The organism is Lysobacter sp. Hz25 (assembly GCF_046097045.1).
GTDB lineage: Bacteria > Pseudomonadota > Gammaproteobacteria > Xanthomonadales > Xanthomonadaceae > Lysobacter > Lysobacter antibioticus_B.
The window spans coordinates 495,658-507,974 of record NZ_CP175666.1 but is presented as its reverse complement, the minus strand read 5'-3'; the positions used below and the strand labels follow the sequence as shown (position 1 = coordinate 507,974).

The 12,317-nt window shown below is 65.4% G+C and carries 15 protein-coding genes; all 15 read right to left on the bottom strand.

Annotated elements, in window-relative coordinates; translation table 11 throughout:
- Positions 1-571: 571 nt before the first annotated feature.
- Positions 572-1,024: a PA2169 family four-helix-bundle protein gene (locus ACKN61_RS02185; RefSeq protein ID WP_408952094.1), complete on the bottom strand. Its 453-nt coding sequence runs from the start codon at positions 1,022-1,024 to the stop codon at positions 572-574.
- 150 nt (positions 1,025-1,174) lie between these two features.
- Positions 1,175-4,444, bottom strand: a complete 3,270-nt coding sequence (locus ACKN61_RS02180) for a tape measure protein (protein ID WP_408952093.1) — start codon at positions 4,442-4,444, stop codon at positions 1,175-1,177.
- 67 nt (positions 4,445-4,511) lie between these two features.
- Entirely contained in the window at positions 4,512-4,901 is a 390-nt protein-coding gene (locus tag ACKN61_RS02175) for a hypothetical protein (protein ID WP_408951496.1), read from the bottom strand.
- Positions 4,898-5,374 carry a glycoside hydrolase family 104 protein gene (locus tag ACKN61_RS02170; RefSeq protein WP_408951495.1) on the bottom strand — a complete coding sequence of 159 codons (477 nt, stop codon included), beginning with the start codon at positions 5,372-5,374 and terminating at the stop codon, positions 4,898-4,900. The genes ACKN61_RS02175 and ACKN61_RS02170 overlap by 4 nt, the downstream gene beginning before the upstream one ends.
- Positions 5,355-5,576, bottom strand: a complete 222-nt coding sequence (locus ACKN61_RS02165) for a hypothetical protein (protein ID WP_408951494.1) — start codon at positions 5,574-5,576, stop codon at positions 5,355-5,357. Before ACKN61_RS02165 ends, ACKN61_RS02170 begins: the two co-directional genes overlap by 20 nt.
- The gene (locus ACKN61_RS02160; protein ID WP_408951493.1) at positions 5,576-5,701 is read right to left on the bottom strand and encodes a hypothetical protein; all 126 of its coding nucleotides are present in this window, start codon (positions 5,699-5,701) and stop codon (positions 5,576-5,578) included. Before ACKN61_RS02160 ends, ACKN61_RS02165 begins: the two co-directional genes overlap by 1 nt.
- Before the next feature lie 56 nt (positions 5,702-5,757).
- Complete coding sequence (locus ACKN61_RS02155; protein WP_408952092.1) at positions 5,758-6,189, bottom strand: DUF6631 family protein; 432 nt, start codon at positions 6,187-6,189, stop codon at positions 5,758-5,760.
- Positions 6,189-6,947, bottom strand: a complete 759-nt coding sequence (locus ACKN61_RS02150; protein ID WP_408951491.1) for a hypothetical protein — start codon at positions 6,945-6,947, stop codon at positions 6,189-6,191. Before ACKN61_RS02150 ends, ACKN61_RS02155 begins: the two co-directional genes overlap by 1 nt.
- A 59-nt stretch (positions 6,948-7,006) precedes the next feature.
- A complete protein-coding gene (locus ACKN61_RS02145) occupies positions 7,007-7,552 on the bottom strand; it encodes a hypothetical protein (protein WP_408952091.1) in 546 nt (181 codons plus the stop codon).
- The gene (locus tag ACKN61_RS02140) at positions 7,552-7,980 is read right to left on the bottom strand and encodes a hypothetical protein (protein WP_408952090.1); all 429 of its coding nucleotides are present in this window, start codon (positions 7,978-7,980) and stop codon (positions 7,552-7,554) included. Before ACKN61_RS02140 ends, ACKN61_RS02145 begins: the two co-directional genes overlap by 1 nt.
- A complete protein-coding gene (locus ACKN61_RS02135) occupies positions 7,973-8,245 on the bottom strand; it encodes a hypothetical protein (RefSeq protein ID WP_408952089.1) in 273 nt (90 codons plus the stop codon). The genes ACKN61_RS02140 and ACKN61_RS02135 overlap by 8 nt, the downstream gene beginning before the upstream one ends.
- A 24-nt stretch (positions 8,246-8,269) precedes the next feature.
- Positions 8,270-9,277 carry a major capsid protein gene (locus ACKN61_RS02130; RefSeq protein WP_408952088.1) on the bottom strand — a complete coding sequence of 336 codons (1,008 nt, stop codon included), beginning with the start codon at positions 9,275-9,277 and terminating at the stop codon, positions 8,270-8,272.
- Between the two features lie 3 nt (positions 9,278-9,280).
- Positions 9,281-9,673: a head decoration protein gene (locus ACKN61_RS02125; RefSeq protein ID WP_408952087.1), complete on the bottom strand. Its 393-nt coding sequence runs from the start codon at positions 9,671-9,673 to the stop codon at positions 9,281-9,283.
- A gap of 1 nt (position 9,674) precedes the next feature.
- On the bottom strand, positions 9,675-10,853 hold the full coding sequence (locus ACKN61_RS02120; RefSeq protein WP_408952086.1) for a S49 family peptidase: 1,179 nt from the start codon (positions 10,851-10,853) through the stop codon (positions 9,675-9,677).
- On the bottom strand, positions 10,850-12,226 hold the full coding sequence (locus tag ACKN61_RS02115; protein WP_408952085.1) for a phage portal protein: 1,377 nt from the start codon (positions 12,224-12,226) through the stop codon (positions 10,850-10,852). Before ACKN61_RS02115 ends, ACKN61_RS02120 begins: the two co-directional genes overlap by 4 nt.
- Between the last annotated feature and the right edge of the window lie 91 nt (positions 12,227-12,317).

The window sequence follows — 12,317 nt, the reverse complement described above, 5'->3', positions numbered from 1 at the left end:
AAATGAAAACGCGACCGGCGTGTGCTCCGGTCGCGTGGGGTTGAACCTCCTGGGGAGGCGCAGACCTTCCGCTCAGGCTATCAATCGCCCGAAGAAAGGAAAATGTGAGCCATAAGGCACATTAGCCGTCGGCTAAAGCGCTGCAACCGGGTCGCCGCGTTGTAATAAAAAAGCCGCCATACGGCGGCTCAGGAAATGGTGGTGCCGATGAAGAGAGACGGCTTGCACGGACTCGGTGCGCAAGCCGCCCCTGTGAACGGGTTAGCAACCGGCCGGGGAGGGCCGCCGTCCACGGTGCAAGGGTACGTCCAAAACGTGACGGATACCCGGTCGGGATGTGCCCCCTGACGAACGGTCGGCTACCGAGTGCTGTCGGGACCAGAAATTGTTTCCTGAATAGCCGCAGCCGTGTGCAGGCAGCTCGCGACGGGACAAACGAAAGCGCGCCCGGTTGTAGGCCGGACGCGCTGGACTCGCAGATGCTTGAAATGTTCGACCTCTAAAGTAGCCTCTTCAGGCCCCAGCAAGCACTGTTCCGACAAGTGTCAGCTGAGCGGACGACGGAAACTCTTCACGTCGAACGCTTCATCGACTTTTTCAATTGGCTCATCTCGCGGTGGGTGTCCCGCACTGCCGGTAAAAGCCGCTCGACGGCGGAGCGCGCGCCAGGTGGCAGTTCGGCGTCGCCTATTGCATCGTTAAATGCCTTGAGAAGACGATCTTCCGACTCCTCAAGCTCGGCTACGTAGCCATACTCGGTATCGCCAAAAGCGGCGCGAATTTTTCCATAGAGCTGCTGCATCGATCCCACGAAGGTTCCGTGTTCGGCTGGCCTACCGCCACTCGCTGCAACTTGCGCGCTGAGCGCATTGACGATGTCGGACTTCCCTGAAGCAATGCGGAGAAATAATGCGGACAGTTCGGCATTCTTCACCGTTCCTGCGGCTTCGGAGTAGAACTCCTTACCATCGCGGGCAATCTCGATGAGATCGTTGAGATTATGTTTGGTCGCACGATCTGACATGTCTGACTCCTCGGGTATTTCAGTGAGGTAACAGCACTATCTTGATCGCGGCATTAAAGGATCGTGATCGATCACACCCAACCTCAGAATAGGCATGAGTCTTAGACGACGGCGAACGTCTCGGCATGGAGCAGCTGCCATCTCGTACAGCTAAGACAGGTCTTGTCGAACGGTGGGCGCATTGGCCCGGATCGTAGACAAGATCACCTGCCGTCCTGCCTGTGTGCTCATCACGTTGACGATCTCGCGCGGGTCCAGGTACAGCACGTTAGTGATCTGCGATCCCCGGCGTTCGCTGTCCGTCGAGCGCCCAGGTCGCTCAGTCATTGGGCCCCGTGCTGGCGCCTGCGCACCGGGCGCGGGACTGACAAACCCGCCGGTGGCGTACCCGCGTAACCCGTCGAGCGCGGTCATGCCCAGACGATTGAACCGTTCCAAGAACGAGCGCGCACCCGGCTGGCGCACGACTTCGCGGCGATGGACGAACTCGCCACGATGCACGACGCCGGCTGGGGCGTACTTAGGACCGATGCCGGTAAAGCCGCCCGAAGCGAAGAACCCGCTCGCGCTCTCGGCGGCGTTAGCGGCCAATAGGGTCGCGGCGGCCGTCTGCATCGCGGCGGCGGCCTTCAAAACCACACCACCGGCTACGCCCAGCGCCACCGAGGCGCCGGTAATCGGCGTGGCGTAAGCGACACCAGCGGCTGCGGCCTGGACGGGGTCAGGTTGGGCCACGTCGGGGGTCTTGCCCCCACCCGCGATCTTCCCCACCACCGACATCAGCTTGGCCGTAGCCAGCGCCGCCAGTTGCTGGGAGACCAGTTGTGCCAGCGATCGGGCCATGTCCTGCACGAGACCGGTGAGCGCTTGCCGCAGAGTCAGCGTGCCGGTCGCCAATCCCTCCAGCGCATTGCTGAGGCCGCTTTCAAAGCCATTGGTCAGTGTTACGACCAGTTCGTTCGATTGGACCTTCAACGCAGCGACCTGAGCGGTCAGATCCTTGACCCGTTCGATCGATTCCGGCGCGCCGGTCTTAGCGGCCAACGCCTCCATCGTCGGAAGCAACTGCTCGACTTCTGCGGCGGTGCGCGCGTGCAGGTTGATCAGTTCGCGGCGCGCCCCGATCTCGGTCAGCAGCCCGGCTTGTTGCCGCGTCTGGATCGATTGCTCTTGTCGGGACTGCTCGCCAAAGACGCGATCGATCTGCGCCTGCAAGTCGTCCAGTTCGACCTTGGCGACCTCCGTGTCGATCCGCAATCGGACCTTCACGGCGTCGGCGGTATTGCCCTTGGCCTGCAGGTCGGCCAGCGCCTGCTTGTACTCAAGATCCAGTTCCCTCCGCCGTGCCGCCGCGCCGTCGCCGCGGTTGCGCATCAGCGCGATGTCCACCTCTTGGACCGTGCGATCCAGAGAGTCATCGTCCTTCTTTGCTTTCGCGTCGGTCTGTTCTTTCTTCTTCTGATCAGCCGCCAGCTTGCGCGCGTCTGCCTTGCTCTGGCGTTCGGCGTCGCGAACGGCCTTGGTCTGCGCACGACCGGCATCGGTTGAAGCTTTCGCCGCTTCGCGTTCGCGCACTTGCAGGTCGATCGCCTTGCGCATCGCCTCGTTCAGTTGCGTGGTGTCTTTGACTCCCGCAGCTTTTACGGCCTGATACTCCAGCGCCGCACGCAAGCCCTTCTCACGCTCGATCCGCTCGACCTTAAGCTTCTCGTTCTGATCGGTCAGCGCTTTCGTGAAGTCCGCGGCCTCCTTGGTCGTCTGCAGTCGCGTTCGGCCGCCGCTCGCTTGGGCGCTACGCAGATCGGCCACCGAGCCCTTGACCTGATCGAGTGCGGTCTTGGTCGTCGCGAGCTGCGTCTGGACCCGCTTGATCTCGGCGTCGACATCCTCCCCGAATAGCCACCGCGTGCCGCTTTGGCCGGGAGCGTCATGGATGCCGCCATAGAAGGGGCCCAAGGGCTGTTTTAGCGCTTGGAGGTTTTCAAGTTCCTTTTGCAGCTGCTGCCGCTGATCGATCAGGCGCTTACCCAGGTCCACCCCGGTGTCGAGGTCTTGCTGGTCGCGAAACCGCTGCGCGGCTTTGATCGTGCTTTCAAACTCGACCTTGGCCGCCTGGGCGTTCGCGCTGGCGGTGGCAAAGGCGCTCGCCAACAGGGTCACGCCGGTAATGGCCAGCCCCAGCGGCCCACCCATGAGGGTCAGTACCGACGACAAGCCACGGATGGCGATCGCTTTCGCGCCAACCGCTGTGGTGGCTGCGTGCGTGGCGGCGGCGGTCCGCGCCTGCGCGGCGGCCAACCCGGCCTCGGCGCTGGCCACACGCGCAGCGCCGGCACCGGCCAGGGTCAATGCGCGGGCGCGCGCCAGTTCCGCCTGCGCCGCCACCTCAGCCGCTCGCGCCAGCGCCAGTTCCTCCTGTGCCAGTTGCTGCGTTTTGCGGATGGCGCTGACTTTCGCGGCGCCCGCCGTCGCCAGCGTCGCGATCAATCGGCCCAGTGCGGCCACGGCGACCACACCGAGCACGGTCGCCAAGCCATCGAAGTTCTGCGACAAGCCCTGGATCGAGCCGGCCACGACCGCCGACACACCGCTGGCGCGGTCCTGTTGGCCGATGAAGCGCGTGAACGCGTTGTCCAGTTGGACCAGGCTGCGCTCGATGGTCAGCGGCAGTTGCGAGAACTCGGCGGCGATCTTCTTCGCCTGCTCACCGGAGAACGCGATGCGCAGCTGCTCGCTGGTCAGCTTGCCGGCTTCCGCCAGTGCTTTCAGTTCACCGACCGTGACCCCCATGCTGGCGGCCAGCGCCTTCATCAAGCGCGGGCCGGCGTCGTTAATCGAGTTGAACTCGTCGCCGCTGAGCCGACCGGCCGCAAACGCCTGGCTCAGCTGAAGAATGACCGACGACGTTTCCGCCGCGGTGGCGCCAGAGACCGCGAGCGCCTTGTTGATCGTCTCAGTGAGACTGAGGACTTCGCGCTGCGATCCGCCTTGGTCCTTGAGCGCACTGCTGAGGCGACCGAACAGCGTGGCCGTGGAGTCCAGCGCCGTCGAGGTGCGCTGCGAGATCGCGAAGACCGCGTCCTCGGCCAGATTGAACGCAGCTTGCGAGGTCGTGGCAAGCTTGATCTTCGCCGAAAGATTGGCGTAGCCGTCCGCCGCGCGCACCAAGCCGCCCACGGCATCGCCCGCGCTCTGCAAACCCACAAAGGCCAGCAACTGCGTCTTGGTTTGGTCCAACTGTCGGCCAATCGCAGCCACGCTGGTGCGGGTTTGATCAAACCCTTTGCTTGCCCGCCGGCCGGCACCCTCGGTTTCGTTACCGAATACCCGGGCGCGCACGCCCGCTTGTTCCAGTGCTTGATTGAGTTGTGCGGCGTTGGCCCGGATCAGCAGCGTGATCGTGGTGTCGCGGTTCGCCATGAATCAGTGCTGCTCTACCGCCGCCGGTGGTTTCGGTCCCCAGCCGCACAGTCGGCGACCGGTTTCGTTATGGGCCAAGATTTGTCGTGCTGTCAGATCCGTTAGCTGATCCTGTCGAGAGACCAGGATCGGTCGCGTCCAGGCGCAACCCGTGGTCGCTTCCGTCACGGGACCATTCGTCGTACAAGCGGTCAGCAGCGGAATCAGGCACAGCGATCGCCACTGGCGCCAAGACGCCGGTCGGAAGATGCAGGACATCGGTGTCTACCTCGGTACGGGTTTCGGAATCGGCGCGCTCGCGTTCGGCGACGCGTACCCGCTGCTCGCTCTCAGCAACGCGCCCGGCGGTGTCGGCCCGCTCATGCTGCCGGCCTTTCCAGCGGCCCAAGCCGAAGGCAGCCAGCACTGCGGCGAGCGCGGTCAGCACCGTGGTCGCCCAAACTTTCAGTGCGATCATGCGATCTGGCCTCCCGCCTTCTGGTACACGGCGAGCAAGCGTTCCAGCGGCACTTCGCGCTGGCCGTAGCCGGCGTCGGGCAACGAGGCCCAGGTCTTGCGCGACTTGCGCACCGCGCTGCTGATCCAGCCCTTCTTGACGTCGGCCAGTGCGCCGGTCTCGCGCAGCAGTTCGATGGCGGCGCGATCTTGCGATGCAGGGCCGAAATCGGGCAGCCGTAGACGATTGCGCAGACTGTTCCAGGTCTTCCACAGGAACTGATAGCGGCCCGCAGCGGTGGAATTGATGCGGTATTTAGGCAGCCAGACCAGCCTGCGCGGATGCTCGGTGTAGCTGGTGAACGTTTTGCCGCCGACCATCACGTCGTAACCGCCGTGCTCGCTGAATCGCTCCACGCCTTCGGCGTGCGCGATCATGTCGAGGAAGGCGATAACGTTCTGGCCCCCGGCCTGCTCAGCGGAGAGTCGTGCCATCGGCCCCTCGCTGCTGGAACAGGCGGCCGATCAGACCCAGGATCAACAGGCCGGCGGTCACGCTGGCCGCAATCCGGTCGGGGACATGGACGCGAAGGTCGTCAGGCAGGTTCAGCCACACGCCTTGCAAGGCGATGGCCACGGTCATCGCCTGCACACTTACAAAGCGCCAGGCTTGGCGCCAGTTATCGATCAGTTTCATCAGGTTTTCCGAAGAGAGTGGATAAAAGCGGTGACGTCGCGCCCGCCCGCGAAGCCGGCATTGACGTCCTCGATGCGCTCAGCGCGCAGCGCGCGCTCGCGCTGGATCGCGACGCGGTAGAACAAGGCGAGTTGGCGCGCGGTGGCGCGCTCGATCCACGACCAGTCGTGACCGTGATCGATCAGGGTGGCGAGGACACTGGGCCAGTCGCTTCCGGCGCCGCGCGTCGCAGTTCCAGCGCCGCGATCACGCGCTGCAGAAAAAAATCGGCGTTGACCGCCCAGAACGTCAGCAACAGCAGGTCGCCTTGGACGCCGGGGAGCGAGCGCACCCATTCGGCCGGTTGGTCGCTGGTTTGGGCCAGCAGGGCAATCGTTGCCTCGGGGTGCTGTGCGCAGACCCGATGCAAGCGGGCTAAGTCGATGTTGCCGTCGTCGGTCTGCTCGACCAAATCGCCGACCAAGGCTGCGATGGCACCGTGCAGTTGCAGACTCTCGAAGAAGCCCAGCTCGCGAACGGTCACGCTGCGATCGCCCAGCGGTAGAACGCGATGAGGCTGCAGCACCACCAGGTCGTCGGCGGCGGGCGTAGGGCGTTGGACTTTGCGCGCCATTACGCTCGCACCATTTCGATGCGACCGAAGCCGCCCAGGGTCGGGTCCAGCGCGCGGGTTTCATCGAACAAGGCCGCGCCCGATAGCTGCAGGCTGCCCCATTCCTCGGAGATCAGGTCGAGCTGCTCAATCGGGTTGAACGCCACCCGATAGAGCGTGACTTTGGCCCGGCGGCCGTTGACCGTGTTGATGCCGTCCAAGAACAGCATCCGCTCGGGCGGCGGCGTGTTGAACAGGGCGATGTTCACGGTCTCGCCGTGCTTGTAGGTGGCCTTGAACGGCTGGGTCAGCCCGTCCACCTTGCGCACGCCGATCAAACCCGCCGACGCCGACTCCGTCCACCAATTCGCGGGCGGGATCGTGACCGGCGGGGTGGCGCTGTCGGTCATCGCAACGTCGCTGACCCAGCCGCGGTCCAGTGCGATCAGGTCGCCGGCCGTCAAGCCCGGCGGCAGCAGTTCGTTGTTGACCACACCGGCCGGCAGCGTCGCCGGCACCGAGTACAGACCCTCGGCGATGTTCTCCGGGGTCGCCTCGTCCAGTGTCAGGTTGACGTTGGCGGTCTTACTCTGGACCAGTCGGCCGTACAGCATCCGATTGCCGCTGAACGACTCGGTCTTGTCGGAGTTCTGCACCTCCAGCTGCAGTTGCAGCTGGGGCGCGTTGCCGACCCACCGCAGGGGGCCGGGCTTGCCATTGGACTGGCGCTGGGCAAGGAAGACCTTGCCCTGAAACGAAAACAGGTCCTGCGCGGCCATGGGTCGCGTTGCTCCTAAATATAAGGTGTAGGGCTGTGGCTGCCGAGGGCAGCTGGAGATCAGCGGCGCAGCGAAGGCAGCAGCCGGTCGATCTCATCGGTGATGACGTCCAGGCCGGCTTGGGCAATGCGCTCGGGCCGATCGCCTTTGCGCAGCATCTGCGCCAACGACGGGCCGTACAGGCGGCGGATCGGAGTGCGCGGTACGCGCTTGGCGCCCGCGACCGGCGTGCGCTCGAAAGCGATGTCGGCGCCGCCGTGGCGGCGATGGAAACCGGAGCGCTTGAAGCTGCGCCGGCCGCGGACCGCGGTGTAGTCCAGGCCACGGTCGTCCGCGCTGCGCTTGGAAGCGAAGTTGCGCAGACCGACACCGCGCGCTACCCCGACCAGTTCGACGCCCTCGCGCGTGGTGCGCACGCTGACGCCGGCCCGGATGCGCTGGGCCGGCAAGGCGTACTCGGTCTGGATATCGCGACGGGCGATGACCGGCCAACGCCGACGCAGCGTGCCGAGAGCGCGGCGCTGCGCCAACGCAGCCTTAGCCGGGATCTGGCTAATACGTTTAACTGCGTCCAGGACCGGATTGGCGTCGAGGAAAAGGTCCATCAGCAGCGGTAGCGGATCGTCAGCGCAACTTGGACAGCGACCACCGGTAGCCCTTCGGGTCGGTCGAGAAACACGATGTCCTCGACCTGCACCGGCAGGGCCTGCGGCAGCGGAATCCAATCGTCCAGCGCGTCCTCGATATCGGCCGCGATGGCGTGCGATCGCGCGTGGGCGTCGGCCAGGGAGACCGGAACCGTCGCTTCGGCCAGGGCTTGCAGCACGCGATGCCGCCCATGGGGTTTGTTGGCGTCGCGCTGAATGCCCAAAGCGGCCAACGTCAGCCCGGTCACGTCGTCGTCGGGATGCTGGGCCGGTTCCAAAGCGACCGCCGTGCCGATGTCGGTACGGTAATCCCGAGCGATCCGGATTTCGCCCAAGCGATCAGCGACGCGGTGCAACAACGTCCAACTGGGGGCGAGATTAGCCATGCAAGACGGCCTCGTTGATCAGGCCGTCGTCGCGCACTAACGCTTCGACCGTTTGGGACCGGTCGGGCAGCGCGACCTCATCGCCACGGCGGAACACCCAGTCCCTGTTCCGGGCCAGCACATGCCGGGCACGGCCGACGACCTGGTGAAACTCCCCGAAGCGCTCGACGCCGTCACGCACCACCACCGTCACGGGTGCCGCGAGGTGGGGGGGTCGCTGGACACGCGCGACGACGCCGAGCGTGCCGAAGACTACGTCATCCATCGTAGAGAACGCGTGCACGTTGCCTCACGCCTTCAGCTTGGGCAGGAGCGCCGGTCGGTGGCACATCGGCAGCGGATTGGACTGCGTGTGCAAGTCCGTGCCACGGTCGAACTTGCGCGGTGCCTGCTTGCTGTAGAGCAACTGGCCGAGCGTATTCACGCTCTCGTTGAAGTCGGCCGGCGCAACGTAGGTCGCGAAGGTGTCAAGCGTGCCGAGCGGGAACGCGTGCGCCTCCCCTTCCTCGATGAAGCGGCGGGTCGTACCGTCTGCGTTGCCGGCCTCGCCGGTGTATTCCTCGAAACGGATGCCGGCGAACCGAAAGTCCGACCGCATGTCCTCGCGCAGAATAAGACCGTCCTGCCAAAGACGATACGCGTCCTTGACCGCAGGATGGCCGGTAAAGGCGTCGAAGAACTCGGGAGACACCATGACGTGGATGCCCACCATGCGCTCGCCAAGCAAGGCCTTGCTCATATAACGCTTGAGATCAAGACACTTCTTCTTTACATCGGTGTCGGGCTTGCTCAGCTGAAAATCGAACGTTTTAGGGGCGATATCGAAGATATCGAACAGGTTGGCCAACTCGCTGCCATCGGCATCGAGGATCACACCCTTGAGCGCGCCGATGCGCAGGTGTTCCAGCGTGATCGAGTGCTTGTTGCGCATGGTTTGGAGATGGTCGGCCATCACACCCGCGACCGTTTGCAGCTCGCTCTCGGAGCCAAAGGCGCGGACGCCGATGACCTCTTCCGGCAAGACGACATCGTCATGCGGAATATGCGGAACGTTGAAGGCGCGGAGGGCGCGCTTGCCACGCTTGCCGACCGTACCCGGCGACCCCACCGGCTGCGTGGGCAGCAGCGACAGCACGCCGTTTCGCTCCTCAACCGTGACCTGGCGCGTGCGCACGGGCTTGACCGGGAACAGGTTCAGTTCGTCCAATCGGCCGTACTGATTGGGCAGGATGTTGATCGCGGTGGTGAGCGCGCTCATCGAGAACGCGGGGTTGTGGAACGGGTTATTCATCGACATGGATCAGACTCCGCGGCGCACAAGGACGCCGATGCCGCGCAGCTGCGCAGTGGCGGCGGCGCGTTGTTCAGGGGTGGCTCGGATCGGCCAGACCAGGGCGTGGTCGGCCACCGTTGCGTGCCGGGCGACGATCAAACCGTCCGGACTCGGTTCGGTCGTGGTCGTGATCGGCACGATGGCGACACCGGCCGCGACCTCCCGGCCGTCGGCGGCCGCCGGATCGAGCGCGGCAATCTCGCCGGTCGCCGAAATACGACCGACGACGTGGCCGAGCTTCAGCACTTGATCGGCGGCGACGGTGACGGCGTCGCGCGAGTACAGGTTGTCGGCCTCGAACTTGAGCAAATCACCCAGGTTCTGACCCTCGTGGACCGGCGGGTAGGTGGTCAGTCGCATCTCAGCGCTCCTTGCGCGCAAGCGCAGCGCGCGCCTTGACGGCATGGATCAGCGGGTTGTCGTCGAGCGACATCGCCATGGACGGGAGCGGCATGGTCGGCGACAGGTGGCTGGTGATTTCGGCGGAATCGGCCTTGGCCGCGAGTAGGCGCTGACGGGCGACGGCCGGGGTGATGCCTTCGGCGAGCAGCGTCGCGGTCATCTTCGGCTGGCCGGCCAGTTCGCACAGCTCGGCGATCGCAAGGGCGTCGCTGCGGGCTTGCGCGCGCACGACATCGGGTTCAACGGCGGGCGCCGTCGAATCGGGGGTGGACATGATGGGGTTCTCCAAGAAAAGAGGACGCGCGGTGGCGTCCAGTTCGGTGTGTAGTTGCTGCATGGCATCGTTGAGCGTGCCGATGCGATCCGCGAGGCCGGCATCGATGGCGTCTTGGCCGAAATAGAGCGCGGCTTCGGTGTGGCGAACGACGTCGGCCGATACGCCACGCTGCTCGGCTACGGTTAGGACAAACAGTTCGTACAGGCGGTCGACTTCGGTTTGAATCGAAGCGCGCGCCTGCGGGGTGAGCGGCTGGTAAGGGCTCCCGTCGTTCTTGCGCGCGCCGGCTTGAATCGGCGTGTAGCTCAGGCCCGCGTTGGCGTCGCGGCGAGACTGGTCCACGTGCAATGCGATCACGCCGATGGAGCCAACCCCGGCGGTGCGCGTGACAAACACACGATCTGCCGCGCTCGCTAGGGCATAGGCCGCCGAGAACGCCGCTTCGTTCGCCACCGCCCAGATCGGCTTGCGCGTTCGCGCTGCGCGGATGTGGTCGGCCAGGTCGAACACCCCTGCGGCTTCGCCGCCGGGACTGTCGACGTCGAGCACGATGCCGCGCACCGAGTCGTCGGCCAGCGCGGCGTCGAGCCGGCGCGCAATCGATTGATAGCTGGTCAGGCCCGACAGCGCGTCCAGGCCGCCGGTGCGCTGCACCAGCGTGCCGTGGATCGGCAACACGGCGATGCCACGTTCGTCCGCTAAACGCGGCGCAGTCGGGGCGGGTGGTGCCATCTGGGGAGGCGGAAGCGTCTGCAACTCGAACTTCGGTTCGAGCACACTGAGGATCACGTCCAGCTTGGCGCGCTGGATCAGCAGCGGCGTGTTGAACACACGCGCCGCCAGATGGGGTAGTCCGGTCATTGGGTACCGTTGGATTGAAGAACCGGCGCGTCGGCCGGCGGTGGGGCGTGCTTGACGCCGTTGCGGGCAACGGCGCGAGGGTCGCTGTCGAGGACCAAGCCGAGGGCGTCGGCGCGCTGAGCGTCCGCGGCGATTTCCCGATCGATGCTCTCGGCGTCGTAGCCGGAGCTGGCAATGGCTTCGGAACGCGACAGCAGCCCGGCTCGGATCGCCAGGATCATCGCGTTGAACTCCTTCTCCGGATCGACCCAGCTCCAGCCCTGGGGCACCCATTTGCAGGCGCGGTACTGGCGCTTACGCCGCCGGTAGCCCGGTAGCTCGATCGCGCCCGACAGCACGGCTGCACCGACGAAGGCGTTCCAGATCGGTCGGCACAGCTGATAGACCAGGACCGCGTGCTGGAACATCTCGCAGCGGCGCCGAAACTCCAGCAGGCCCGCGCGAATGGAGGAGTAGTTCACCCCCGACAGATCGCCCGTCAGCTGCTCGTAGGTAATGCCAATGGCCGCGGCAACGGCCCGGAACTGGGCGCGCAGGAACGGGTCGTAGCTCGACCCCACATCCGCCGGTTGCGAGAAGGTGACGTTCTCGCCGGCCTCAAGGATCTGCAACGTGCCCGGCTCCAGACCGAGCGGCGCGTTGCCGGACTCGTCGGGCGGGCCGTCGCCGGGCAAGGGGTCTTCCGGACCGTCGCGGGTGATGAAGCCGGCAAACATCGCCGCGGTCTTCTTGCGGACCAACTCGGCGTCGTCGTACTGATCCAGCTCATTGAGCTTGACCAGCGCACGCGCCAGCCACGGCTCGCCACGGATCTGACCTGGCCGCAGCGGCCGGAATATGTGCAGGATTTCCGATGCCGGCACCCGGAACGTCTCCATCCCGCCATGCCGCGACATCGGCGCCATCGCCCCGTCCTGCGGATGGGACAAATACAGGTGGTACGCCACACGTCGACCGAGCCGGTCGAACTCGATGCCGGCCCGGGTCAGGTTGCCGTTGGCTTCCTCCCGGTTGAGCGTCATCGGCAAGTGCTCGGGTTCGAGCAACTGCAATTGGAGCGGAACGACCAGGCCGTCCTCGGGCCGACGCGGACGCAAACGGACCAGGCATTCGCCGCCTTCCAGCAGCGCGCGGCAGGCCAAGGCCTGCAGGCCGTACAGATCAGTCAGTCCGGCCGCATCGGCCTCGTCGCACCAATCCCGCCACAATGCTTGCAACGCTTCACGCTGCGGTTGATCGGCGAGCAACGATTGCGGCTTGATGCCGGTGCCGACCGCGTTCGCCACGAACGCCTCGACCGCGGCATTGGCCCAGGCGTTGCGGCGGACCAGGTCGCGCGAGCGCACCCGCAGGGCGTCGCCGGTCGCCAGCAACGCGGCGACGGCACCCGGGTTGCTGGGTTGCCAGGCGGTCGAGCGGCGGCCGTAGCCCGATGCTTCGTGCACGGGCGAGCCTCCGAACATC

What these genes read in the sequence shown, in the direction of transcription:
- ACKN61_RS02185 (WP_408952094.1), bottom strand. Translation starts at nt 1,024, where the DNA reads ATGTCAGATCGTGCGACCAAACATAATCTCAACGATCTCATCGAGATT.
- ACKN61_RS02180 (WP_408952093.1), bottom strand. Translation starts at nt 4,444, where the DNA reads ATGGCGAACCGCGACACCACGATCACGCTGCTGATCCGGGCCAACGCC.
- ACKN61_RS02175 (WP_408951496.1), bottom strand. Translation starts at nt 4,901, where the DNA reads ATGATCGCACTGAAAGTTTGGGCGACCACGGTGCTGACCGCGCTCGCC.
- ACKN61_RS02170 (WP_408951495.1), bottom strand. Translation starts at nt 5,374, where the DNA reads ATGGCACGACTCTCCGCTGAGCAGGCCGGGGGCCAGAACGTTATCGCC.
- ACKN61_RS02165 (WP_408951494.1), bottom strand. Translation starts at nt 5,576, where the DNA reads ATGAAACTGATCGATAACTGGCGCCAAGCCTGGCGCTTTGTAAGTGTG.
- ACKN61_RS02155 (WP_408952092.1), bottom strand. Translation starts at nt 6,189, where the DNA reads ATGGCGCGCAAAGTCCAACGCCCTACGCCCGCCGCCGACGACCTGGTG.
- ACKN61_RS02150 (WP_408951491.1), bottom strand. Translation starts at nt 6,947, where the DNA reads ATGGCCGCGCAGGACCTGTTTTCGTTTCAGGGCAAGGTCTTCCTTGCC.
- ACKN61_RS02145 (WP_408952091.1), bottom strand. Translation starts at nt 7,552, where the DNA reads ATGGACCTTTTCCTCGACGCCAATCCGGTCCTGGACGCAGTTAAACGT.
- ACKN61_RS02140 (WP_408952090.1), bottom strand. Translation starts at nt 7,980, where the DNA reads ATGGCTAATCTCGCCCCCAGTTGGACGTTGTTGCACCGCGTCGCTGAT.
- ACKN61_RS02135 (WP_408952089.1), bottom strand. Translation starts at nt 8,245, where the DNA reads ATGGATGACGTAGTCTTCGGCACGCTCGGCGTCGTCGCGCGTGTCCAG.
- ACKN61_RS02130 (WP_408952088.1), bottom strand. Translation starts at nt 9,277, where the DNA reads ATGTCGATGAATAACCCGTTCCACAACCCCGCGTTCTCGATGAGCGCG.
- ACKN61_RS02125 (WP_408952087.1), bottom strand. Translation starts at nt 9,673, where the DNA reads ATGCGACTGACCACCTACCCGCCGGTCCACGAGGGTCAGAACCTGGGT.
- ACKN61_RS02120 (WP_408952086.1), bottom strand. Translation starts at nt 10,853, where the DNA reads ATGACCGGACTACCCCATCTGGCGGCGCGTGTGTTCAACACGCCGCTG.